The organism is Microbacterium sp. 5K110, assembly GCF_005774735.1.
In the GTDB taxonomy this organism is placed as follows: Bacteria; Actinomycetota; Actinomycetes; order Actinomycetales; family Microbacteriaceae; genus Microbacterium.
In genome coordinates this window covers 12,895-35,714 of record NZ_VBUM01000006.1, presented here as the reverse complement: position 1 = coordinate 35,714, position 22,820 = coordinate 12,895, and the positions used below count along the sequence as shown (strand labels likewise).

23 protein-coding genes and 1 tRNA gene are annotated in these 22,820 nt (G+C 70.4%); 9 read left to right on the top strand and 15 right to left on the bottom strand.

Annotation, left to right across the window (positions count from 1 at the left end; genetic code table 11):
* Positions 1 to 132: 132 nt before the first annotated feature.
* From FE256_RS03065 to FE256_RS03040, 6 genes are all read left to right on the top strand, one after another.
* The gene (locus FE256_RS03065; protein WP_138172765.1) at positions 133 to 828 is read left to right on the top strand and encodes a FadR/GntR family transcriptional regulator; all 696 of its coding nucleotides are present in this window, start codon (positions 133 to 135) and stop codon (positions 826 to 828) included.
* 32 nt (positions 829 to 860) lie between these two features.
* On the top strand, positions 861 to 1,376 hold the full coding sequence (locus FE256_RS03060; protein WP_138172764.1) for a gluconokinase: 516 nt from the start codon (positions 861 to 863) through the stop codon (positions 1,374 to 1,376).
* Between the two features lie 83 nt (positions 1,377 to 1,459).
* Positions 1,460 to 3,055: an NADP-dependent phosphogluconate dehydrogenase gene (gene gnd / locus FE256_RS03055; RefSeq protein WP_138172763.1), complete on the top strand. Its 1,596-nt coding sequence runs from the start codon at positions 1,460 to 1,462 to the stop codon at positions 3,053 to 3,055.
* Positions 3,010 to 3,513, top strand: coding sequence for a VanZ family protein (locus tag FE256_RS03050; RefSeq protein WP_289508568.1), 504 nt, complete (start codon positions 3,010 to 3,012; stop codon positions 3,511 to 3,513). Before gnd ends, FE256_RS03050 begins: the two co-directional genes overlap by 46 nt.
* Before the next feature lie 21 nt (positions 3,514 to 3,534).
* Positions 3,535 to 4,269, top strand: a complete 735-nt coding sequence (locus tag FE256_RS03045) for a response regulator transcription factor (protein ID WP_138172761.1) — start codon at positions 3,535 to 3,537, stop codon at positions 4,267 to 4,269.
* Between the two features lie 44 nt (positions 4,270 to 4,313).
* Positions 4,314 to 5,759, top strand: coding sequence for a sensor histidine kinase (locus FE256_RS03040; protein WP_394529770.1), 1,446 nt, complete (start codon positions 4,314 to 4,316; stop codon positions 5,757 to 5,759).
* On the opposite strand, the gene FE256_RS03035 is transcribed toward FE256_RS03040, so the two are convergent.
* The 6 genes from FE256_RS03035 to FE256_RS03010 all read right to left on the bottom strand — a co-directional run bounded on the left by FE256_RS03035 (position 5,753) and on the right by FE256_RS03010 (position 11,319).
* Positions 5,753 to 7,306, bottom strand: coding sequence for an FAD-dependent oxidoreductase (locus FE256_RS03035; protein WP_138172760.1), 1,554 nt, complete (start codon positions 7,304 to 7,306; stop codon positions 5,753 to 5,755). The two genes, FE256_RS03040 and FE256_RS03035, sit on opposite strands and share 7 nt — an antisense overlap.
* Positions 7,306 to 8,181 carry an FAD:protein FMN transferase gene (locus tag FE256_RS03030; protein WP_138172759.1) on the bottom strand — a complete coding sequence of 292 codons (876 nt, stop codon included), beginning with the start codon at positions 8,179 to 8,181 and terminating at the stop codon, positions 7,306 to 7,308. Before FE256_RS03030 ends, FE256_RS03035 begins: the two co-directional genes overlap by 1 nt.
* Before the next feature lie 4 nt (positions 8,182 to 8,185).
* A complete protein-coding gene (locus FE256_RS03025) occupies positions 8,186 to 8,662 on the bottom strand; it encodes an FMN-binding protein (RefSeq protein ID WP_138172758.1) in 477 nt (158 codons plus the stop codon).
* A 111-nt stretch (positions 8,663 to 8,773) separates the two neighbouring features.
* Positions 8,774 to 9,808 (bottom strand): ribose-phosphate diphosphokinase, encoded by a 1,035-nt coding sequence (locus FE256_RS03020; RefSeq protein WP_138172757.1) that lies wholly within the window; start codon positions 9,806 to 9,808, stop codon positions 8,774 to 8,776.
* Entirely contained in the window at positions 9,798 to 11,246 is a 1,449-nt protein-coding gene (gene glmU / locus FE256_RS03015) for a bifunctional UDP-N-acetylglucosamine diphosphorylase/glucosamine-1-phosphate N-acetyltransferase GlmU (RefSeq protein WP_138172756.1), read from the bottom strand. Before glmU ends, FE256_RS03020 begins: the two co-directional genes overlap by 11 nt.
* 1 nt (position 11,247) lies before the next feature.
* A tRNA-Gln gene (locus FE256_RS03010) sits at positions 11,248 to 11,319 on the bottom strand.
* A 68-nt stretch (positions 11,320 to 11,387) separates the two neighbouring features.
* Here FE256_RS03010 and FE256_RS03005 point away from each other — a divergent pair.
* Positions 11,388 to 11,885, top strand: a complete 498-nt coding sequence (locus tag FE256_RS03005) for a MarR family winged helix-turn-helix transcriptional regulator (RefSeq protein WP_138172755.1) — start codon at positions 11,388 to 11,390, stop codon at positions 11,883 to 11,885.
* The gene (locus FE256_RS03000; protein ID WP_138172754.1) at positions 11,882 to 12,394 is read left to right on the top strand and encodes a hypothetical protein; all 513 of its coding nucleotides are present in this window, start codon (positions 11,882 to 11,884) and stop codon (positions 12,392 to 12,394) included. The genes FE256_RS03005 and FE256_RS03000 overlap by 4 nt, the downstream gene beginning before the upstream one ends.
* 15 nt (positions 12,395 to 12,409) lie before the next feature.
* On the opposite strand, the gene FE256_RS02995 is transcribed toward FE256_RS03000, so the two are convergent.
* The 7 genes from FE256_RS02995 to FE256_RS02965 all read right to left on the bottom strand — a co-directional run bounded on the left by FE256_RS02995 (position 12,410) and on the right by FE256_RS02965 (position 19,081).
* Entirely contained in the window at positions 12,410 to 14,209 is a 1,800-nt protein-coding gene (locus FE256_RS02995; protein ID WP_138172753.1) for an ABC-F family ATP-binding cassette domain-containing protein, read from the bottom strand.
* A 287-nt stretch (positions 14,210 to 14,496) separates the two neighbouring features.
* Positions 14,497 to 15,408, bottom strand: coding sequence for an ABC transporter substrate-binding protein (locus FE256_RS02990; protein ID WP_138172752.1), 912 nt, complete (start codon positions 15,406 to 15,408; stop codon positions 14,497 to 14,499).
* A 34-nt stretch (positions 15,409 to 15,442) separates the two neighbouring features.
* Positions 15,443 to 16,198 carry an ABC transporter permease gene (locus FE256_RS02985; protein ID WP_138172751.1) on the bottom strand — a complete coding sequence of 252 codons (756 nt, stop codon included), beginning with the start codon at positions 16,196 to 16,198 and terminating at the stop codon, positions 15,443 to 15,445.
* The gene (locus FE256_RS02980) at positions 16,195 to 16,875 is read right to left on the bottom strand and encodes an ABC transporter permease (protein WP_138172750.1); all 681 of its coding nucleotides are present in this window, start codon (positions 16,873 to 16,875) and stop codon (positions 16,195 to 16,197) included. Before FE256_RS02980 ends, FE256_RS02985 begins: the two co-directional genes overlap by 4 nt.
* Entirely contained in the window at positions 16,872 to 17,696 is an 825-nt protein-coding gene (locus FE256_RS02975) for an ABC transporter ATP-binding protein (protein WP_138172749.1), read from the bottom strand. The genes FE256_RS02980 and FE256_RS02975 overlap by 4 nt, the downstream gene beginning before the upstream one ends.
* Before the next feature lie 13 nt (positions 17,697 to 17,709).
* On the bottom strand, positions 17,710 to 18,012 hold the full coding sequence (locus FE256_RS02970; protein WP_138172748.1) for a DUF427 domain-containing protein: 303 nt from the start codon (positions 18,010 to 18,012) through the stop codon (positions 17,710 to 17,712).
* A 136-nt stretch (positions 18,013 to 18,148) separates the two neighbouring features.
* On the bottom strand, positions 18,149 to 19,081 hold the full coding sequence (locus FE256_RS02965; RefSeq protein ID WP_138172747.1) for a 4-(cytidine 5'-diphospho)-2-C-methyl-D-erythritol kinase: 933 nt from the start codon (positions 19,079 to 19,081) through the stop codon (positions 18,149 to 18,151).
* A 242-nt stretch (positions 19,082 to 19,323) separates the two neighbouring features.
* Here FE256_RS02965 and FE256_RS02960 point away from each other — a divergent pair, with 242 nt between their 5' ends.
* Entirely contained in the window at positions 19,324 to 20,904 is a 1,581-nt protein-coding gene (locus FE256_RS02960) for a stealth family protein (RefSeq protein ID WP_138172746.1), read from the top strand.
* On the opposite strand, the gene FE256_RS02955 is transcribed toward FE256_RS02960, so the two are convergent.
* Positions 20,855 to 21,790 (bottom strand): phosphodiesterase, encoded by a 936-nt coding sequence (locus FE256_RS02955; protein ID WP_138172745.1) that lies wholly within the window; start codon positions 21,788 to 21,790, stop codon positions 20,855 to 20,857. The two genes, FE256_RS02960 and FE256_RS02955, sit on opposite strands and share 50 nt — an antisense overlap.
* A gap of 139 nt (positions 21,791 to 21,929) precedes the next feature.
* Positions 21,930 to 22,769 (bottom strand): 16S rRNA (adenine(1518)-N(6)/adenine(1519)-N(6))-dimethyltransferase RsmA, encoded by an 840-nt coding sequence (gene rsmA / locus FE256_RS02950; RefSeq protein WP_138172744.1) that lies wholly within the window; start codon positions 22,767 to 22,769, stop codon positions 21,930 to 21,932.
* Positions 22,770 to 22,820 lie beyond the last annotated feature (51 nt).

The following is a 22,820-nucleotide window of genomic DNA, read 5'->3' as shown; positions in this document are numbered from 1 at the left end:
CTCCATTGATTAACGATGGTCGGTCGTGCGCCGTGCGCGGCTGCCTCGATCGGCTCCTGCCGCGAGGCGTCGCACGATCTTCACACAATGATCATATTTTTGACAAGATATGGTCGTACCTAAGGAGGGGTCATGGCCCGAGCCTCACACGGCTCCGTCACCGATGCGATCGGCCGACGGATCGCGGACGGTGTCCTCGTCCCGGGCACGGTCCTCACGCTCGGCGGGCTGGAGGCCGAGTACGGCGTCTCCCGGACGGTCGTCCGCGAGGCCGTGCGCGTCCTCGAGGCGATGGGTCTGGTCGAACAGCGCCGTCGCGTGGGTGTCACCGTGCGTCCACCGAGCGCCTGGAGCGCGCTGGACACGCGTCTGATCGGCTGGCAGCTCGCCGGACCCCGCCGCGACCAGCTCATCGTCAACACCACGGAACTGCGCGCCGCCATCGAGCCCATCGCCGCCCGCCTGAGCGCGCAGCGCTCCACGGACGTGCAGCGGGGCGAGATCCTGCGCCTGGCCGAAGAGCTGGCCCGACTCGGAGCAGCGGGGCTCGGCAATTCCGCCGAATACCTGGAGGCCGACATCGCCTTCCACGACCTCATCCTCGTCTCGAGCGGCAACCTCATGCTCGCCGCCGCCCGCGCGCCCATCGCCGCGGCGATCGAGGGGCGCGCGCTCCACGGATTGACCCCGGGCGTGCCGAACCCCGACGCCTTGCACAACCACGTCGAGACCGCGGCAGCCATCGGGCGCGCCGATCCCGACGCCGCCGAAGAGCACACCCGTCGCTACGTCGCCGCTGTGCTCTCGGAAGTCCGCCACACCATCTGATCGCCCCCGCACATCGACGAAGAGAGAGCCTCTTGGACAGCACCGCACCCGTCCTCGTCTTCATGGGCCCGGCAGGGACCGGGAAATCCACCGTCGCCGCGCTTCTGGCCGGCCGCCTCGGGTGGGACCTGCAGGAAGGCGACGATCTGCATCCCGCCGCCAACGTCGCCAAGATGGCCGCCGGTCACGCGCTGAACGACGACGATCGGGGGCCCTGGCTCGACCGCGTCGCGGCCTGGATCGACGGACAGATCGCCGCGGGCCGGCCCGGCGTCATCACGTGCTCCGCCCTCAAGCGCCGGTACCGCGACGTGCTGCGCCGCGACGACGTGACGTTCGTGCTGCTGATGGGCGACCCCGCGCTCGTCCTCGAACGGCTGCTCCGCCGGCAGGGGCACTTCATGCCGCCGTCGCTGCTCACGTCGCAGTTCGACGCCCTCGAGATCCCGGATGCCGATGAGCAGGCGATCCGCGTCGACCTCGACATGACGCCGCAAGACCAGGTCGACGCCGTCATCGCCCGACTGCACCTGTCCCGCGGCGCCTGAACCGCGTCGGACCGAGCCGATACAGTGGCGGGGGACCCGATCCCGTCCGTCCCCCTCTTCCGCACGTGAACACGGAGCAACGAATGACGTCGACCCCCTCCCCGACCGGACCCTCGACCGACCAGGACCAGGCACCGCACGAGGCCGCTCCGCACCACGAGGGTGCGCCCGCCCCGGAGGAGGTCGATCGCCCCACCGCGGAGGCCGATTCCCGTCCCGAGGGTCAGGGAGACGCCAACGCGAACATCGGTGTCGTCGGGCTGGCGGTCATGGGCTCGAACCTGGCCCGCAACCTCGCCAGCCGCGAGGGCAACACCGTCGCCGTGTTCAACCGCAGCGCCGACAAGACCGAGCACCTCGTGGCCGCGCACCCCGAAGCCGGGTTCGTGGACGCGTACTCCTACGCCGACTTCGCCGCGTCGCTGTCGCGGCCGCGCACCGCGATCATCATGGTCAAGGCCGGTCGCGCGACGGACTTCGTCATCGACGAGCTCGTGAAGGTGTTCGAGCCCGGCGACATCATCGTCGACGGCGGCAACGCGCTGTTCACCGACACCATCCGCCGCGAGAAGGCGGTCCGCGAGACCGGAATCAACTACGTCGGCATGGGCGTCTCCGGCGGCGAGGAGGGCGCCCTCCTCGGACCGTCCCTCATGCCCGGCGGCTCCGACGAGTCGTGGCAGACGCTCGGCCCGATCCTGACGTCGATCGCCGCGGTCGCCGAGGGCGAGGCCTGCGTCACCCACGTCGGCCACGACGGTGCCGGCCACTTCGTCAAGATGGTGCACAACGGTATCGAGTACGCCGACATGCAGCTCATCGCCGAGGCCTACGACCTCATCCGCCGCGCCACCGGCAAGACCCCGGCCGAGATCGCCGACGTCTTCGCCGAGTGGAACCGCGGCGAGCTGGAGTCCTACCTCATCGAGATCACCGCCGAGGTGCTGCGCCAGACGGATGCCGAGACCGGCACGCCCCTCGTCGACGTCATCCTCGACCAGGCCGGCGCCAAGGGCACGGGCGCCTGGACGGTGCAGACCGCGCTCGACCTCGGCGTCCCCGTGTCGGGTATCGCGGAAGCCACGTTCGCCCGCTCGCTGTCCAGCCACCCCGAGCAGCGCGAGGTGTCCCGCGAGCTCCCCGGCCCCGCGGGCACCGACGTGCTCTCGGGCGAGGATGCCGACGCGTTCATCGAGCAGGTGCGTCTGGCCCTGTACGCCTCGAAGATCGTCGCGTACAGCCAGGGCTTCGACGAGATCCGCGCGGGTGCCGCCCAGTACGGCTGGAACATCGACCTCGGGGCGGTGTCGAAGATCTGGCGCGGCGGCTGCATCATCCGCGCGCAGTTCCTCAACCGCATCGCCGAGGCGTACGACGCCGAGGCCGAGCTTCCCGTGCTGCTGACCGCCCCCTACTTCGTCGAGGCCCTCGGCCGGGCACAGGACGCGTGGCGCCACATCGTCGCGCTGTCGGCGGCGAGCGGCATCCCCGCCCCCGCCTTCAGCTCGTCGCTGGCGTACTACGACGGCCTGCGCGCGGAGCGTCTGCCGGCCGCCCTCATCCAGGGCCAGCGCGACTTCTTCGGGGCGCACACGTACCGCCGGATCGACAAGGAGGGGACGTTCCACACCCTCTGGTCGGGCGACCGCACCGAGATCGAGGCCGAGGACACGCACTGAGCCAGCTCTCAGCGAAGCGGCGACGGGCACTGCTCGTCGCCGCTTCGGCGTCGTACACCGTCGGGCTGTGGTGGATGACGTTGCGGCCAGAGCCGTACGGGCCCGAAACCGGAGGTCTCGTGCGTGGGCTCCTCGACCTCCTCTCGGGGTGGCCGCTGACCGCGTGGGTGACGTTCGACCTCGTGGAGTTCTCGGCCAACGTCGCGATGTTCCTCCCCCTCGGCCTGCTCGTCGTGGCCTGGGGCGGGCGCCCGTGGCACGGCATCCTGGCGGGTCTCGCGCTCAGCGCGACAATCGAGACCGCGCAGCTGCTGTTCCTCCCCACCCGTGTCGCAGATCTGCGCGACGTCGTGGCGAACACGCTCGGCGCGACTCTCGGCGTGATGGCGGCCGTCCTGATCGCCCGCACAGGTCGACTTCACAGCGAGCGCATAGCGAGTGCCATAGAAAGCTCATAGATACGCCGACACAATGAGTTCATGACCGCGACCGCCAGCGCCCCCGCTTTCACCCGCCCGGACGGCAGCGCCCTCCGCGTCCTCGTCGTCGACGACGAGCAGATGCTCACCGACCTGCTGTCGATGGCGTTGCGCATGGAGGGGTGGGAGGTGCGCACGGCCGGTTCCGGCTTCGACGCGCTGCAGGCGGCCCGGGACTTCGAACCGGATGCCATGGTGCTCGACATCATGATGCCCGACCTCGACGGCATGGCCGTGCTGCAGCGGCTGCGTCACTCGGGCAATGACGTGCCGGTGCTCTTCCTCACCGCGAAGGACGCCGTCGCCGACCGCGTCGCCGGGCTCACCGCCGGCGGCGACGACTACGTCACGAAGCCCTTCAGCCTCGAGGAGGTCGTGGCGCGCCTACGCGGACTGATGCGTCGCGCGGGCACCGCGCTCACGCGCGACTCCGAGCCGATCCTGCGCGTGGGCGACCTCTCGCTCAACGAGGACAGCCACGAGGTGGTGCGCGCGGGAACCGAGATCGAGCTGACCGCGACGGAGTTCGAGCTGCTGCGCTTCCTCATGCGCAACCAGCGCCGCGTCGTGTCCAAGGCGCAGATCCTCGACCGCGTCTGGAACTACGACTTCGGCGGACGTTCGAGCGTCGTCGAGCTGTACATCTCGTACCTGCGCAAGAAGATCGACGCGGGCCACGAGCCGCTCATCCACACCGTCCGCGGCGTCGGCTACATGATCAAAGCCCCTCAGTGAGACGGGTCGAGGCTCGCCACCGCTGGACGCTGCAGTCGCGGCTGATGGCCGCGGTCATCGGAATGGTGGCATTCATCCTGGTGATGATCGCGGTGTCCACCGCGGCGATCATCTCGGGGGTCCTGCAGAGCAACCTGAACACCCAGGTCGCCGCGGCCGTGCGCAATGTCCAGCAGGTGGGGCCCTCGACGAGCGCCATCGACGCGCTGGCCGGAGGCCCGTTCCCGGATGGCACCGTGCTGGTGCTGCGCACCCCCGGCCGGGGCGACACCGGGGCGTACGTCGACGGGCGGTCGGTGCGGGCGCTCGACGAGGCGCAAGTCGATGAGATCCGGGATGCCGTGGCCACGGGGCTGCCGGACTCCGACACCATCGACCTGCCGGGCCTCGGGGACTACCGCATCGGGGTGACGGCCAACCAGACCGGCACGGTGGCGGTCCTGGGGTTGCCGCTCAGTCAAGTGACCGCGACGATCGGGGCGATCCTGACCACGGTCGCGCTGGTCACGGCGGGCGGTCTCTTCCTGCTCGCGGCGATCATCGCCATCGTCATCCGGGTGGGTCTGCGGCCTCTGCGCTCCGTGGCCGAGACCGCCGCCCGGGTGGCATCCATCCGCATGGACCAGGGCGATGTCGCCATCGACGAGCGCGTGCCGGCGGATCAGGTCGACGAGCACACCGAGATCGGCCGAGTCGGCGCGGCGTTGAACACGCTCCTCGACAAGGTCGACGCCTCGCTCGCCGCTCGTCAGCGCAACGAAGAGCTCATGCGCCGATTCGTGGCGGATGCCAGTCACGAACTGCGCACGCCCCTGGCATCCATCCGCGGGTTCTCGGAGCTCTCGCTGCGCGCGATGCGCCAAGCGCAGGACGACGAGAGCCGACAGCGCATCGCGATGGCCGTCGAGACGACCGAGCAGTCGCTCGAGCGCATCCAGGCGCAGTCGCTGCGCATGACGACGCTCGTCGAGGACCTGCTGCTGCTCGCGCGCCTCGACGAGGGTCAGGAGCTCGTCTACGGCACGGTCGACCTCACGCGCCTCGCGGTCGAAGCCGTCGGCGACGCCCGACCGGCCGGTCCCGACCACGCGTGGTCGATCGACGTGGACGACGAGCCGGTCGAACTGGCCGGCGACACGTCGCGCCTCAACCAGGTCGTCGCCAACCTGCTCGCCAACGCCCGCACGCACACCCCGGCGGGTACCGAGGTGACGGTGTCGGTGACGCGAGAGGGTCACGACGCGGTGCTGCGCGTGCACGACGACGGGCCGGGCATCGACCCGGCGGTGACACCGCAGCTGTTCGAGCGGTTCGCCCGCGCGGATCGCTCGCGCGACCGCAAGACGGGCGGCACGGGTCTCGGGCTCTCCATCGCGAAGGCGATCGTGGAGGCGCACCAGGGCACGCTCACCGTGCGCAGCGCTCCCGGCGACACGACCTTCGAGGTCAGGCTGCCCGCCAAGCCCCGGGACCCGGCCGGAGTTCAGTAGCCCGCGAACGCGTCCGTCGTGAGCGAGGTCGCTTTCGCGAGAGCCGGAGCCAGAGCCGCGATCAGCCGCGGCGGACCCGACACGTACGCGGCGCGCTGTGCGAGGTCGGGAACCGCGCGCTCGAGCGCCTCGGCGTCCACCCGGTCGGGACCGGCCCATACCCAGCCCGCGGGCAGATCCCGCGGCTCGTCGCGGCAGAACACGACCACGGGGATGCCGCTCGCGGCGATGTCGTCGCGGAAGGCCAGCTCGCTCGCCGCCGAGACGACGTACACGAGCACGACGTCGCGGGTCTGACCGGTCGCAGCGAGGTGACGCAGTTGCGAGACGAACGGTGTCACCCCGATGCCGGCGGCCACGAGCAGCACGGGCGCGGTCGGACGCGCGGGCAGCACGAAGTCGCCCCAGACGCCGGTGACCGCGAGCGTGCCGCCGACGGGGACCTCGGCCAGGGCGCGCTTGTACGAGGACTGCGAGCCGTCCTTGAACGCGATGCGCACGATCGGCAGATCCTCCGGCGCCGAGGCGATCGAGAACTCGCGGCGCGTGCCGCGCGCGTCGACGCGCCGATGCGGGACGTCGAGCTCGAGGTACTGGCCCGGCGAGAAGGAGAAGGGCCGCGCGGCGCGGAAGGTCAGCTCGCGTACCGTCGGGGTGAGGTCGCGTCGGCCTTCGACGCGCAGCCGCACGGCCGCGCGCAGACAGAACAGGAACGCCACGAGATTGCCGATCAGCAGCGCCCGCTCCTGGCCGAGGGTGATCCCGCCGAGGGCGATCGGCCAGCCGGCGAGCACACCGACCACCACCGCCACGAGGAACTGCTGACGACGGCGCGGCGGCAGCGTCAGGGGCTCGGACAGCATGAAGGCGCCGAGGAACAGGAAGGGCGACGAGAACGCCACCTGCAGCAGTACCGCCGGCACGTCGACAGGGAACCCCGCGGCCTGGAACTGCACCGTCGTGCGGACGAAGGCCACCGCCACGGCGACGACCCAGAAGACCGCGACGATCGCGAGACGGTCGGTACGAGCGAGCAGCAGCAGCCCGAGGACCAGGACGGGCCCCGCCAGCCACGGCGTGCCCACCCACCACGCCGAGCCGCCGAGGTCGGGCGCCCACACGCTCACGATCGTCAGCACGGTCGCGCCGGTCGCCGCCGGGTTGAAGATGTGCCGACCGCGCCACACGAGAAGGTACTTCGACAGGGATGCCACGACCCCGGCGAGCACGAGTCCGGCCAGGCCGAGGGGATCGAGCGTGGGCCGCACGACGAACAGCAGGATCGCGGCGGTGATGAACGAGGACTCCAGGCGACGCGGCATCCGGAGCACGCTCTGCGCGGCGAGGTCGGTGAGCGCGCACGCGGCCGTGAGCACCGCGGCGCTCACGACGATCTCGAGCGGGTCCGGACCCACGAGACCCGCGAACGACAGCGCGAGGGCAATGACCGCCAGAAGCCCCAGCGACGCGAGGACGAGGCGGTACATCGACACGCGGCCGAGCAGGCCGCGCACGCGGGTGGAGCCCGCGGTGAGGGTGGCGCTCATCAGAAGATCTCTCCTTCGAATCCGGGCGACCATTCCACGCGGCCGTCGGTGCGGATGCGTACCCACGTCGCGCCCCAGGCGGCCGCGAGCTCGGCGCCGCCGTCGAAGAACAGCGCGGTGGCGAGCGCGTCGGCCCGCATCGCCGTGTCGGCGACCGCCCAGGTCGCGGCGTACGCGCGCACGGGAGCCCCGGTCCGCGCATCCAGGACGTGGTGCAGCCCGTCGCCCCACGCGCGGCGCGTGATCGCCGACGCGCATAGAGCACCGTCGCGCACCGTGACGACACCGATCGCGCGCTCGGGATCGTAGGGATGCTCCAGGCCGATGCGGACGGGCGCACCGCGCACCGCGAGATCCCCCGAGCCGTCCACGATGACGTCACCGGCGGTGTGGGCGCGAACGATGTCGAGGACGCGGTCGACCAGACGCCCCTTGCCGAGCGCACCCACGTCGAGCATCGCCGGTCGGGACATCGACAGGATGCCGCTCCCCCACGTCAGCACGTCACGCCAGGCCGGCGCCGGCTCCGCCGCTCCCCGCGGCGCGAGCGTGAGCCGGGCGTCGTACCCGAGCCGGGCCAGGGCATCGCCCACGAGGGGGTTCACGGCACCCCGGGTCGCGGCATCGAGCTCGTCGTACAGCGCGAGCATGGCATCCGTGTCCGCGGGAGCGACGACGGAGGCCGTGCGTCCCTCCGCGAGCGCCGAGACCAGCGAATCGTCGCGGAACCGCGACCACTCCCGGTCGAAACCGTCGACGGCGACCGCGACCCCCGCGCGGGCGACCGCCGACAGCGGGTGCGCCGTCTCGATCGCCCACGAGGTGCCGATCGCGTCGAACGTCCAGACCGAACCGGTCGTGGTCGCCGCGGTCATGGGGTCAGGCCTGGGCCTGGGACTTGATCGCGTCGACAGCCTTCATGAAGCCGCCGCTGGTCAGCGAGGATCCGGCGACCTTGCTGACGGAGATCTCGTCGAGCTTCTTGCCCACGACCTCGTCCTTGATGCCGCCGATGAACTCGCCCTGGTACCGGCGGGACTCCGCGGCCTGCGGGTCGCCCGTGACGGTGACGTCGGTGACGGTGTCGCCGGCGAGCGTCAGGGTGACGTCGACGGTCTCGACGCTCTCGGGCGTGGCGTACTGGCCCGTGGCCTCGTACGTGCCGTCGGTGTACGTGCCCGAGGACGACGAGCCACCGGCGGCGGCGCTCGTGCTCGGTGCCGACGACGCGGCGGGTGCCGGCGCCGCGGCGTCGGTGGTCCCGCCGGAGCATCCGGCGAGGGTCACGATCCCGGCGACGCCCAGCAGGGCGGTGCCGACGCGGACGGGGCGGGGGACGGCGGTCGTACGGATCATGCGGGTCCTCTTTCGGTCGTGCCTCTCGGCGCGGTCGTGCTCACGATGAGGACACGATCTCGACCCGACCCTGGTTCAGTCTTGGGCGAACCTCTGAGCCGCCGATGAATCTCAGGCGTCGCCGCCGAACATGCTCGTGACCGACCCGTCCTGGAAGACCTCGTGGATCGCGCGAGCGAGCAGCGGCGCGATCGGCAGGACGGTCAGGCCCGGGAATCGGCGCTCCGGCGGGAGCGGAACCGTATCGGTGACCACGACCTCGTCGATCGCGGGATCCTGCAGGCGCACGCTCGCGGGATCGCTGAAGATCGCGTGGGTCGCGGCGACGATGACCTTGCGCGCGCCGCTGGCCTTGAGCGCCTGCGCCGCCTTCTGGATCGTGCCGCCGGTGTCGATCATGTCGTCGACGAGCAGGCACGTGCGCCCGTGGACGTCGCCGACGATCTCGTGCACCGAGACCTGGTTGGCGACCTTCGGGTCGCGGCGCTTGTGGATGATCGCGAGCGGCGCGCCGAGGCTGTCGGACCAGGTGTCGGCGACGCGCACGCGCCCCATGTCGGGCGAGACGACGGTCAGGGTCTCGCGGTCCTCGCCGGTCAGGCCCTGCTCGAAGTGCTCGAGCAGCACGGGCTTGGCGAACAAGTGGTCCACGGGACCGTCGAAGAAGCCCTGGATCTGCGCCGCGTGCAGGTCGACGCTCATGATGCGGTCGGCACCGGCGGTCTTGAGCAGGTCGGCGACGAGGCGCGCGCTGATCGGTTCGCGGCCGCGGCCCTTCTTGTCCTGGCGCGAGTACGGGAAGTACGGCGCGACGACCGTCACACGCTTGGCAGACGCGCGCTTGAGCGCGTCGAGCATGATGAGCAGCTCCATGAGCCACTCGTTGACCGGCGGACCGAAGGACTGGACCACGAAGACGTCGCACCCGCGGATCGACACCTCGAAGCGCGTGTAGATCTCACCGGACGCGAACGTGCGGTGCTCGGTGGGCGCGAGTTCGGTGCCCAGGTGCCGCGCGACCTCCTCGGCCAGTTCGGGGTGCGACCGACCCGAGGCGACGACGAGCCGCTTCTTGGTCTTGGCGACGAGCCCGGGGGCGATGCCGTTGTCGCGGTCGAGATCTACACGGTTCTTCTTACGAGCCATCGCGCGCTTCCTGTTCACCCCGAGCCCGCGCAGCCACATCGGCCGCTCCGGTGCCCGGTCGATTCTTCTCGACCCACCCCTCGATGTTCCGCTGGGGTGCGACGCTCAGGGCCAGCGCACCGGCCGGGACATCCTTGCGGATCACAGCGCCGGCGCCGGTCTTGGCGCCATCCCCAATCGTAACGGGCGCGACGAAGACGTTGTGCGAGCCGCTGTGCACTTCGTCGCCGATCACGGTGCGGTGCTTGGTGATGTCGTCGTAATTGGCGGTGATGGCCCCTGCCCCGAGGTTGACGCCGCGACCGATGTCGGTGTCGCCGATGTAGGACAGGTGCGGGACCTTGCTGCCCTCGCCGATGGAGGAGTTCTTCACCTCGACGAACGTGCCGACCTTGCCGTTCACGCCGACGCGGGCGTTCGCCCGGAGGTAGGCGAAGGGTCCGACCGTGGCCCCCGCCGCGACGACGGCGAGCGTCCCGTCGGTGCGGGTGACCGTGGCATCCTCGCCGATCTCGCAGTCCACGAGAGAGGTGTCGGGTCCGATCGTGGCACCCGCCGCGACGACCGTCGCCCCGCGCACGTGCGTGTTCGGGAGGATCGTCACATCGGGGGCGAGCACGGCGGTGACGTCGATCCAGGTCGTGGCGGGGTCGACGACGGTGACGCCCTCGAGCTGCCAGCGGCGGACCGTGCGGGCGTTGAGCGTGCGGCCGGCCTCGGACAGCTGGACGCGGTCGTTCACCCCGAGTGCGGCGCCCGCATCGGGCGTGACGGATGCCGCGACCCCCAGGCGCGCGTCGCGCAGCAGCGCCACGACGTCGGTGAGGTACTTCTCGCCCTGCGCGTTGGCGGTGCCGACGAGCGCGAGCTGCTCGCGCAACGGCGCCGCGCGGAAGACGTAGACGCCGACGTTGATCTCGCTGACCGCGGCCTCGTCGGCCGTGGCATCCTTCTGCTCGACGATGCGCTGCACGCCGTCGTCGCCGTCGCGGATGATGCGCCCGTACCCCCGGGGGTCGTCGACGCGCGCGGTGAGGAGCGTCACGGCGGTACCGCCCGCGCGATGCGTCTCGACCAGCTCGGCGAGGGTGTGCGACTGCAGGAGCGGCACGTCGCCGCTGAGCACGAGGACGTCGCCGGCGAAGTCCTCGAGCGCGCCGAGCGCAGCCTCGACCGCACGCCCGGTGCCGGGCACCTCGTCCTGGTCGACGATCACGACGCCCGGGGCCAGTTCGCTGACCGTCTCGGCCACGCGCTCGCGCTCGTGACGGACGACCACGACGATGCGGGACGGGTCGAGGGATGCCGCCGTGTCGAGCACGTGCCCGACGAGGGGACGGCCGCCCACGGCGTGGAGGATCTTCGGCGTACGCGAACGCATACGCGTTCCCTGACCCGCAGCGAGGACGACGACGGCCAACTCGGTCGGTGATGTCATGCTCCGCCGCCAGGATTCGAACCTGGACCTAACAGCTCCAAAGGCTGTCGTGCTGCCGTTACACCACGGCGGACCGCGCCAAGGGGCGCCGGTCAAGTCTGCCAGACCGCGGCGCCGAGACGTTCTCGACATAATGAAGACGTGAGCCGGGACAGCGACGAAGTCGATCGCATCGTCGAGGCCTGGGTGCGCCAACGACCCGACCTCGACTTCTCGCCGCTCGAGGTGCTCTCGCGGGTCGCACGCTTGTCCCGCCACCTCGACATCGCGCGCAAAGAGGCGTTCCGCCGCAGCGACATCGAGTCGTGGGAGTGGGACGTGCTCTCGGCCCTCCGCCGCGCAGGTGAGCCGTACCAGCTCAGCCCGAAGCAGCTGCTGCAGCAGACGCTCGTCTCCAGCGGCACCATGACCAACCGCATCGACCGGCTCGTCGCCCGCCGGTTCGTACGACGCGAGGCCGACCCCGGCGACGGACGGAGCATCCTGGTGACCCTGACAGATGACGGACGTGTGCGCGTGGATGCCGCGATCACGCGCCTCGTGGACGCCGAGGCGGTGCTGCTGGAGAGCCTCTCGCGCGGCGACCGCGAGCGACTGGCGACCCTGCTGCGCAAGCTGAGCCTAGGGTTCGACGCATGAGCGCCCCCGCCGCACCGCCGTCGGTGGGACGCCGGGTGCTGAACTGGTTCGACGTCCGGTTCCGCTCCCCGGCGGCCATCTACGGGCTCATCGTCTTCACGGCGTTCGTCACGATCGCGGAGGACCACGCCGAGAGCATCGAGGACATGCTCGCGACGTCCGTCGCCAGCCTGATCGTGTTCTTCATCGCCCACGTCTTCGCGCACACGCTCACCGAGCATTCCGAGCACGGCTTCCGCGCGGCGACGAGGAACGCCGTGCGGCACGGTGCGGGGATGCTGTACGCCTCGGTCCCCTCGATCCTCGTGCTCGTGATCGCGGGTTTCAGCGGCGCCACGGTCTCGGACGGGGTGGATTACTGCATGTTCGCGGCGTTCATCGTGTTGGCGATCCTCGGATACCACGCGTTCCAGAGCCGTCGCGCGCCACTGCTGGCCCGGATCTTCGGGGCTTTGGCCACCGCGATGCTGGGACTGTTCATCGTGATCCTCGAGTACGGCTTCCACTGAGGCCGCGAACGGATCTCAGCCGATCGTCTCGGTGAGCTCGAACCAGCGCAGCTCCAGTTCGTCGCGCTCGGACTCCTGGTCCGTGATGCGCTGCATCTCTTTGCCGAGGCCCACGTAGTCCGCCTGGTCGTGGTCGGCCAGCGCCGCCTTGGCGCGGTCGATCTGGGCCTGGAGTTTCTCGATGCGCCGCTCCAGCGCCGACGCCTCCTTCTGCGCCGCACGCAGGTCCGCACCCTGGAGCCCCGGCTCCGCGGGGGCGGACGAGTGCCCGGATGCCGCGGAGCGCGAGGGCTCGGCATCCTGGAGCGCCCGCAGGCGCAGGTACTCTTCGACGCCGCCGGGCAGGTGTCGGAGCTTGGCGTCGAGGATCGCGAACTGCTGGTCGGTGACGCGCTCGAGGAAGTACCGGTCGTGCGAGACGACGATGAGCGTGCCCGACCACGAGTCGAGCAGGTCTTCCATCGCCGCGAGCATGTCGGTGTCGAGGTCGTTCGTCGGCTCGTCGAGGATGAGGACGTTCGGCTGGTCGAGCAGGATCAGGAGCAGTTGGAGGCGCCGCTTCTGCCCGCCGGACAGGTCTTTCACCGGGGTCGACAGCTGGGCGCTGGAGAAACCGAGACGCTCGAGCAACTGCCCCGGGGTGAGCTCTTGCGCCTTCGATCCGGCGCCGAACGTGTACGTCGTGCGCAAGCCGGCGATCACGATGCGCACGGGGTCGTTCATGTGCTGCTCGAGCTCGTCGAGGCGCTGGGTGAGCGTCGCGACCTTGACGGTCTTGCCCCGTTTGACGCGACCGGTCGTCGGCTCGACCGTGCCCGACACCAGGCCCAGCAGCGTCGACTTGCCGGCGCCGTTGACGCCCAGGATGCCGGTGCGCTCCCCCGGCGCGATGCGCCACTCGACGTCCTTCAGGACCGTGTGCTCACCGTAGGTGACGCCGGCGTCGAGGAGATCGACGACATCCTTGCCGAGGCGCGCGACCGCGAGGGACTGCAGCGCGACGCGGTCGCGGATCTCGGGGACGTCCGCGATGAGCTCGTTCGCGGCATCGATGCGGAACTTCGGCTTCGACGTGCGCGCGGGCGCACCGCGCCGCAGCCACGCGAGTTCTTTGCGGGCGAGGTTCTGACGGCGCTGCTCGATCGAGGCGGCCTGACGATCCCGCTCGACGCGCTGCAGGATGTACGCCGCGTACCCACCCTCGAAGGGCTCGACGATGCGGTCGTGCACCTCCCACGTGACGGTGCAGATCTCGTCGAGGAACCACCGGTCGTGCGTCACGACGAGCAGACCGCCCGCTGACGGCGACCACCGGCGCTTCAGATGCCCCGCGAGCCACGTGATGGCCTCGACGTCGAGGTGGTTGGTGGGCTCGTCGAGGAACAGCACGTCCCAGTCGCCCGAGAGCAGCCGTGCGAGCGCTACCCGGCGGCGCTGGCCGCCCGACAGGTCGCCCAGACGCGCGTCCCACCGGAGGTCGCCCAAGAGTCCGGCGATGACGTCGCGCGTGCGCGCGTCACCTGCCCACTCGTGCTCGGGGCGGTCGCCGACGACGGCGTGGCCGATCGTGTCGTCGTCGTCGAGGGTGTCCTGCTGGTCGAGGACGCCGACCGTCACTCCCCCGCGCACCGTGACGCGACCGCCGTCGGGCTCGCGGAGTCCGGCGAGCATGCCGAGCAGGCTCGACTTGCCGTCGCCGTTGCGGCCGACGATGCCGATGCGGTCGCCCTCGTTCACGCCCAGCGAGACGGAGTCGAACACGACCTTGGTCGGGTATTCCAGGTGCAGGGCTTCGCCCCCGAGCAGATGTGCCATATCCGTCCCAGGCTACGCGGCTCGGGCACCCCGGCGCTCCGCGCTGCGCTCGGACGGTCCGCGGGGCGCTCGCCCGCGCCCCGGGTCGCGCGCTACTCGGACCGAGGGTTGCGCGCTGTTCGGACCGCGAGACTGCATCCGCCTGACATCTCCACTGCACTCTGCAGTGGGGATGTCAGTCAGAAGCAGTCTCGGTGGACGGCGGTGCCCAGACGCGCAGCGGCGGTACCCGAACGCGCAGCGGGGCCGCCCGGACTCCCGGACGGCCCCGCTGGTGTGGCTTCGGCTCAGAGGTTGTTGTCGGCGAGCCAGGCCTTCGCGATGTCCTCGGAGGACTGCTGGTCCACCGTCGACTTCACGTTCAGTTCCACCAGACCCGCGGGGGTCAGGGCGGCGGAGACCTTGTTCAGGACGTCGGAGACCTGCGACGCGACCTTGGAGTTCACCACGGGCACGACGTTCGACGCGAGGAAGAGACCCTCGGGGTCTTCCAGCGTGACGAGGTCGTCGGTCTGGATGCGCGGATCGGCGGTGTAGACGTTCGCGATCTGGACGGTCCCGGCGATGAGGTCGTCGACGGTGGTCTCGCCGGTCGGCGAGAACTGCACGTCCACGCCGTACGTCGACTTCAGGCCCTGCGGGCCGTAGGGACGCTCCGCGAGCTCGGCGTTGCCGCCGAGGGTCAGCGGGGTCGTGACCTTCGCGAGGTCGGCGATCGACGTCAGGCCGTTGGCCTGTGCGAACGCGGCGGTGACGGTGTACGAGTCCTGGTCGGTGGCCGTCGACTGATCGAGCACCTCGAGGCCCTCGGGCAGGGCGGCCGGCAGCGCGGCGTAGACCTCGTCGGCCGTGCGCGCCGTGGTCTCTTTGTCAAAGAACTGCAGCAGGTTGCCGCTGTACTCCGGGAAGACCGTGACGGTGCCGTCCTCGAGCAGCGGGATGTAGGCGTCGCGCTGACCGATCTGGAACTGGCGCTTGACCGTGAGCCCGGAGTTCTCGAGGGCCTGGGCGTAGATCTCGGCGATGATCTCGTTCGAGAAGTACGCCTGCGAGCCGACGACGATCTCGTCGGACGAGGCGCTGGCGTCGCCGCCGCCGCTCAGGGGATCGCTCGAGGCGCCGCAACCGGCGAGGGCGAGCGAGGCGACCGCGAGTCCGGCGAAGACGCCGAGACCCTTGCGAGTTCGTGCTGTGAACATGGGTTCCTCTTTCTGGTGGTGGGAGTCGGGTGAGTCAGGAGGTCGTCGACGACGCGGGTGCGCCGACGGCGAGGGCCTCGGCACGCCGCTCGCGCGCAGAACGCGCGCGCGGCGAGGCGGCACCGGCGGCACGGATGCCACGGGGCACGACGAGGTGCTGGAGCAGGGCGAACAGCCCGTCGATGACCAGCGCGAGGACGGCGACGAGGAGAGCACCGCCGATGAGGATGTCGAAGCGACGGAGCGGGATGGCGGCGATGATGTACTGCCCGAGTCCGCCGAGGCCGATGTAGGCCGCGATCGTCACGGTCGCCAGCACCTGCAGCGTCGCGGCGCGGATACCGCCGACCAGGAGCGGGAGGCCGAGCGGCACTTCGATGCGCCACAGGATCTGGGCCTCGGTCATGCCCATCGACCGGCCCGCGTCGATGACACGGCGGTCGATCGCCTCGAAGCCCGTGTACGCGCCGGCGAGGAGCGAGGGGATCGCGAGGACGACGAACGAGATGACCGCGGCTTCGGGCTTGTGCAGCACTCCGAGCAGCAGCGTCAGCAGGATCAGCAGGCCGAACGACGGGATCGCGCGCGCGGCGCCCGAGATGGCCACCGCCACCTCGCGGCCCCTTCCGGTGTGCCCGATGTACCAGCCGAGCGGCACGGCGATCGCCGCGGCGATGAGCACGGAAACGACGGTGTAGAGCAGCTGCACGCCGATGGCGGCCGGGATGGAGTCGAACTGGCCGGAGTCCCCCGAGAAGATCCAGGCGATGGCGTCGCCGAAGAGGTTCATGCGGTCACCGCCGTCCGGGTCGCGCGACGCGCGGGGGTCTTCACCCGGCGCGTCCACGGCATGAGCAGGCGACCGGCGATCACCAGCAGCAGGTCGATCACGAGGGCCAACACGACGACCGCGACCACACCGGCGAACACTTCGGGGATGATCCGTCGCTGCAGACCGTTCGTGAACAGATATCCGATGTTCTGGATGCCGACCAGGATGCCGACCGTCGCCAGGGCGATCGTGCTCGCCGACGCCACCCGCAGCCCGGCGAGGATCACGGGCCCGGCGAGCGGGAATTCGACCGCCCAGAACCGCCGGAACGAGCCGTAGCCCATCGCGGTGGACGCCTGGCGCACTCCCGCGTCGACCGAATCGAGTCCGTCGGCGACGGCGCGGACGAGGATCGCGACCGCGTAGATCGCGAGCGCCACGATGAGGTTCGTCTCACTCACGATCGAGTACCAGCCGGTGACGACCGGCATCAGGATCAGCAGCGCGAGCGAGGGGATCGTGTACAGGAGCCCCGTGATCGTGATGACGCTGCTGCGCACGAGGCGGTACCGCCAGGCGAACCACCCGAGCGGGATGCTGAGCACGAAACCCACCAGCAGCGCGATGAGGCTCTGCCGCAGATGCAGCAGCGTCATCTCGCCGATCAGGCCGAGGTTGTTGATCACCCAGGTCACGGGCGCGGCTCCTCCACGAGAGCACCCTGCGTGCGCCCCTCGGCATCCACGACGACCGTGCCGTGCGCAGTCTGCTTGAGGCGCAGTGCGCGTTTGCCCTTGACCGCACCGATGAAGCTTGCGACGAAATCGTTGGCCGGGTTCGCGATGATCTCGCTGGGCGCTCCGACCTGGGCGATCTGCGCACCCTTCTCGAGCAGGACCACCTGGTCGCCCAGAAGGAACGCTTCGTCGATGTCGTGCGTGACGAACACGATGGTCTTGCCGATGTCGCTCTGCAGACGGATGAGCTCTTGCTGCAGCTCGTCACGGACGATCGGGTCGACGGCCCCGAACGGTTCGTCCATCAGGAGGATGTTGGGGTCGGCCGCGAGGCCACGGGCCACGCCCACGCGCTGCTGCTGACCGCCCGAGAGCTGGCTGGGGTAGCGATCGGCCATCGCGGTATCGAGCCCCACGGTCTCCATGAGCTCGAGTGCGCGGGTGCGCGCCTTCTTGCGGTTCTCGCCCTGGAGTACGGGCACGGTGGCGATGTTCTCGGCGACCGTGAAGTGCGGCAGAAGACCGGAGTTCTGCATGACGTAGCCGATACGTCGTCGCAACTGGACGGGTGGCTGCGCGGCGATGTCCTCGCCGTCGATCGTGATCGAGCCGGCGGAGGGCTCGACCATGCGATTGATCATGCGCAGCAGCGTCGTCTTGCCGCACCCGGAGGAGCCCACGAAGACGGTGGTCTTGCGCGAAGGGATGACGAGGCTGAAATCGTCGACGGCCTTCGTGCCGTCCGGGAAGACCTTCGAGACGGTCGAGAACTCGATCATGCGCGTGCCCGACTCAGTCGGAGACCACGACCTTGCGATCGAACGCGACGTATCCCGCGAAGTCGGTGCCCACGCGATCGACCGCACCGGGGCGGAGGTCGGGGTAGGACCACGCACCGTCGGTCAGCTCGGCGCCATCGAGGGAGACGTTCCAGTACTGGGCCGCGCCCTTCCACGGGCAGGTGTACGGCGTCGGGCTCTGGGAGAGCGCGCCCTCGCGCACCGCGCGCGGCGGGAAGTACCAGTTTCCTTCGATGGAGACCAGGTCGTCGCGGTCGGCTTCGGCGATGACGACGCCGTCGAGTACTGCCTTCATGGGAACTCCCCTTTCGTGGCCGCTGGCGGACACGGCATCCGCCGGCACGAAACCACTGCGGTCGAGGCTAGCGAGGGCCTCCGACACGAACCGGCAGATTGCTGCGTGTGACGACCTGGGCTATGGTGCGGGCCCGTCAGACCAGCCGGGCCCCGGCCACGGGACCGTGGGCGTGCAGGGCGTGGTGCCCGGCGGCGCTGAGCGTCACCTGGAGATCGATCGCCGCCGTCTCGTCGGCGGTGAGGAAGGCCAAGGTCGGCCCCGATCCCGAGACGATCCCGGTCAAGGCACCCGATCGTTCGCCGCGCTCGAGGATGCGCGCCAGATCGGGGCGCAAGTGCAGCGCCGGGGCCTGCAGATCGTTGCGGACGGTCGCCGCCAGCATGCGGGCGTCGCCTTGCCGGAGCGCGTGCAGCACATCGGGGGCCACGGCGGGGACACGCGGTGCCGGACCGATGTCCACCATGTGGCGCTCCCGGTGGGCGTCCAGTTCGCCGTAGACCACCGGTGTCGACAGCCCCACGTCGTTGGTCACGAGCACCCAGTCGAATCGCCCCGAGGCCAGCGCGGGATTCAGTTCGTCTCCGCGTCCCGTGCCGATCGCGGTGCCGCCGAGGAGGGCGAACGGCACGTCCGCACCCAACTGCGCCGCCAGACGCGTGAGGTCGGCGGTCGGCATCCCGATGCCCCACAGCGCATCGCACGCCACGAGCGCCGCCGCCGCGTCCGCAGACCCGCCCCCCATTCCTCCGGCCACCGGAACGGCCTTGCGCACGGACAAGTGCACGCCCCGGTCGACGCCGGCGACCCGGGCGAGCAACCGCGCGGCACGGACGGCGAGATTGCTGCCGTCGGTGGGGACTCCGTCGACGTCGACCGTCGAGGTGCCCGCGATCTCGATCGTGATGTCGTCGGCCGCCGTGGCGGTGATCTCCTCGTACAGCGAGACGGCCTGATACGCCGTGGCGACCTCGTGATAACCGTCGTCGTGGACGTCGCCGACCTCGAGGAAGACGTTGATCTTCCCCGGCGCGCGCACGCGGACGGACGGCGGCGTGGGCCCCCTCATCGGACGGCCCGCCGCCCGCGGAACCGAAGTGCCTCGCCGTGTGCGAAACTGGAACGTCGACCCGAAAGCGTCCGACCCGCGAGAGACGGGTGGACGGCGGCCGGGCCGGAACGGGCGATCTCAGTCACTCTTCGACAGTAGCGCGCCGCCCACCGCCGTCCGGCGCCGTCGCCGAAACGCAGCCGTAACGACGGCTCCCTACGGTGTATCAACCGTCCCCATCACCCCCGAGGAGGCACAGTATGCGATCGATGGTCCCCCTTTCTGTCGAGACCGACCCCTGGCGCGCACTCCTCTCCCGGGCGGACATCCGCATGGTGGACGGCATCCTGCACCTCGTCGACGACACCTCGACCCCCGCCGACGCCGAGCGCGACGATCTGCTCACGGTGGCATCCGCCATCGAGACCGCGGGTGTTCCCGTCCTGCTCGTGCGCGACGCGAACCGCCGACCGAAGCTCGTCGTCGACACCGTTCACGCGGATGCCGCGCTCGCGGCGCTGCGCGATCCCGAGCTCGGTCCCGTGTACCTCAAGGCACGCGGCGACGACCCGGTGCCCGCGCACAGCGTGGTGCCGACCCCGCACGCCGTCGAGGCCTACGCCGTCTTCCGTCCGCGCACCTCGACCGAGGGCTCGTACCGCTACGGCTCTGCACTGGCGCCGCGCCTGGAGCTGTGGCGTTTCGGCGCGCAGACCGTCGAGGCCCCGCGCCCGAGCGCGCTGACGCGCCGGACCTTCGCCGCGGCCGATCTGGACCTCGTCGAGATCGAGCGCTACGGGCGCCGCTGGCGGACGGTCGCGGGCATGTTCGACCCGCACCCGAACGAGTTCACGCACGACGTCGACATGGTCTTCTCGTGGGTCGACGGTTCCTCGAGCGACTTCCAGCGGCAGCGCGCTGCCCGCATGAAGGGGTACGTCGTGGGCGACGGCGACGACAACGCCGCCCGGTACCGCCAGGTCGACGAACTGCGCTACGCGCTGCGCAGCGTCCACATGTATGCCCCGTGGGTGCGCCGCATCTTCATCGCGACCGACTCCCCCACACCCGAGTGGCTGGCCGACCACCCCAAGGTCACGATCGTGCGCAGCGAGGAGTTCTTCGCCGACCCGACGGTGCTGCCCACGCACAACTCTCACGCGGTCGAAGCTCAGCTGCACCGCATCCCGGGGCTGGCCGAGCACTTCCTCTACAGCAACGACGACATGTTCTTCGGGCGGCCGGTGACCCCCGAACTGTTCTTCAGCGGAGCCGGCATCAGCCGTTTCGTCGAGAGCGGCATCCGCATCGGCAGCGGCGCGGCGCACGTCGACCGCTCGGGCCACGACAACGGCCTGCGGGTCAACCGGGCGCTGCTCAAGGAGCGCTTCGGTCGGGTGATCACTCTCGACCTCGAGCACTGCGCCACCCCGCTGCGGCGGTCGGTCGCGTACGAGCTCGAGCAGGAGTTCGCCGAGGACTACGCGCGCACGGCGGCGAGTCGGTTCCGCTCCGCCTCCGACATCTCGGTGACCAACAGCCTGTACCACTACTACGCACTGGCGACCGGTCGCGCGGTCGTGACCACGGAGCCGCGCACTCGGTACGTTCAGACCACGCAGCTCGATTCGCTGCGCCGCATGGAGCGTCTGGTGTCGCGTCGCGACACCGACATGTTCTGCCTCAACGACGGCAGCGTTCCCGAGATCCCCGAAGAGGTGCGGGTCCCCGCGCTGCGCGCGTGCCTGGAGCGCTACTTCCCGGTCGCAGCCCCGTGGGAGAAGACAACGGTCAGCGCAGGATCGGCATCGGTGTCGTCGGCGGCGACACCCGCCCGCTGAGCTCGCGGTTCGTCGGCACGACGATTCCCGCCGAGCGCAGGCGTTCCTGCGATTCGGCGGCGTCGACGTACTGCAGCACCTCGGCGGCGACGACCGGCACGACCGAGTGCACGATCGTCTCGTCGTAGACGTGCACGAGGTTGAACCCCTGCGCACCGTCCTGCGGCCGCGTCCCGCCGACGGGCACCATGAGGTCCTGCGTGTAGCACGTCGCGGATGCCACCGAGACAGGGATGCCGGCGAAGGTCGCGAACGTGGAGTAGTGCAGGTGCCCGGCGAGGATCGTGCGCACGTCGCTCCCCCGCAGCACGTCCGCGAGCAGGCGCTGTTCGCGCAGCTCGACGGTCGCGGCGAGATCGAGGACGCTCGGCACCGGCGGGTGGTGCATGGCCAGGATCGTCCCGAGCGGAGCGGGGACCGACAGCACGTCGGTGAGCCACTCGCGTTGCCCGGCGCTGACCTCGCCGTGGTGCTGCCCCGGAACGGACGTGTCCAGCGTCACGATGCGCAGCCCGTTCAGCTCGTCCACCCGGTCGACGGGCGCCGTCGGGTCGCCGTGGTCGGAGGGGAGCAGATGCGAACGGAAGGTCGCCCGGTCGTCGTGGTTGCCCATGACCCAGATGACCGGGGCACCCAGGCGCTCCGCGACCGGCTCGACGAGCTCCCGGACGCGCGCGTAGGCGTCACCCTCGCCGAAGTCGGCGAGGTCGCCGGTAAAGATGAGACCGTCGGGGCGGACGCCGGAGGCCTCGATCGCGGCGATCGCCTGAGCGAGGTGCGCCTCCGAGTCCACGCGGTCGTAGAGCGGTGCTCCCCCCGCCCGAAGATGGGTGTCGCTCAAGTGCAGCAGCACGCGTTCGGCGCGCGGGTATTCGGAGTAGCGCATCTCGTTCCCTTCGGGTCGTCGGGTGCGACCTCTCCCCGGCGTGATGCTCCCGGTTGGGCTGAAATGTTACAGACATGTTTCCGGAACGCGTGGTGAACACGTCGGGAAATCACCCCGACGTCGGCCCCGGGGCCGACCCTCAGAGAGCGGCGATCCGCACGAAATCGTCGATCGAGAGCTGCTCGCCCCGCAGGGTCGGGTCCACTCCGGCACGCTCGAGCGTCTCCGATGCGACGGCCGCCGATCCACCCAGGACAGCGGACAGGGCCTGCCGCAGCATCTTGCGACGCTGCTGGAAGGCGGCATCCACGATCTCGAACGTGCGGCGCCGGAGTTCTTCGCTGCCACGCGGCTCGGCATCCCGTTCGAAGCCCACGAGTACGCTGTCGACGTTGGGCACCGGCCAGAACACCTGGCGCGAGACGGTTCCGGCCAGGCGCCACGCGCCGTACCACGCGGCCTTGACGCTCGGCGCGCCGTAGACCTTCGACCCGGACGGGGCCGCCAGACGCTCCCCCACCTCGGCCTGGACCATCACGACACCGCGCTGCAGGAACGGGAACGTCTCGAGGAAGTGCAGCAGCACCGGCACGGACACGTTGTACGGAAGGTTCGCCACCAGGACTTCCGGCTCTCCCGGGAGCGAGCGCACCTGCAGGGCGTCGGCGTCGATGACGGTGAGGCGGTCGTCCGCGACGCCGTGCACCGCAGCCGTCTCGGGAAGACGCGCGGCCAGGCGGTGGTCGATCTCGACCGCGACGACGGAGGCGCCGGTCTCGAGGATCGCGAGGGTCAACGAACCGAGACCGGGACCGATCTCGACGACACGGTCGGATGCCTCGACCCGGGCGGCGTGCACGATCTTGCGCACCGTGTTCGCGTCGACGACGAAGTTCTGCCCCAGCTTCTTCGTCGGGGTGACGTCGAGGTCGGCGGCGAGCCGGCGGATCTCGGCGGCACCGAGGAGCGAAACGGGCATTGTTCCACTGTAGCCAGCCTCGGACCACCGTCCCTTTCCTGGGAGTACCGT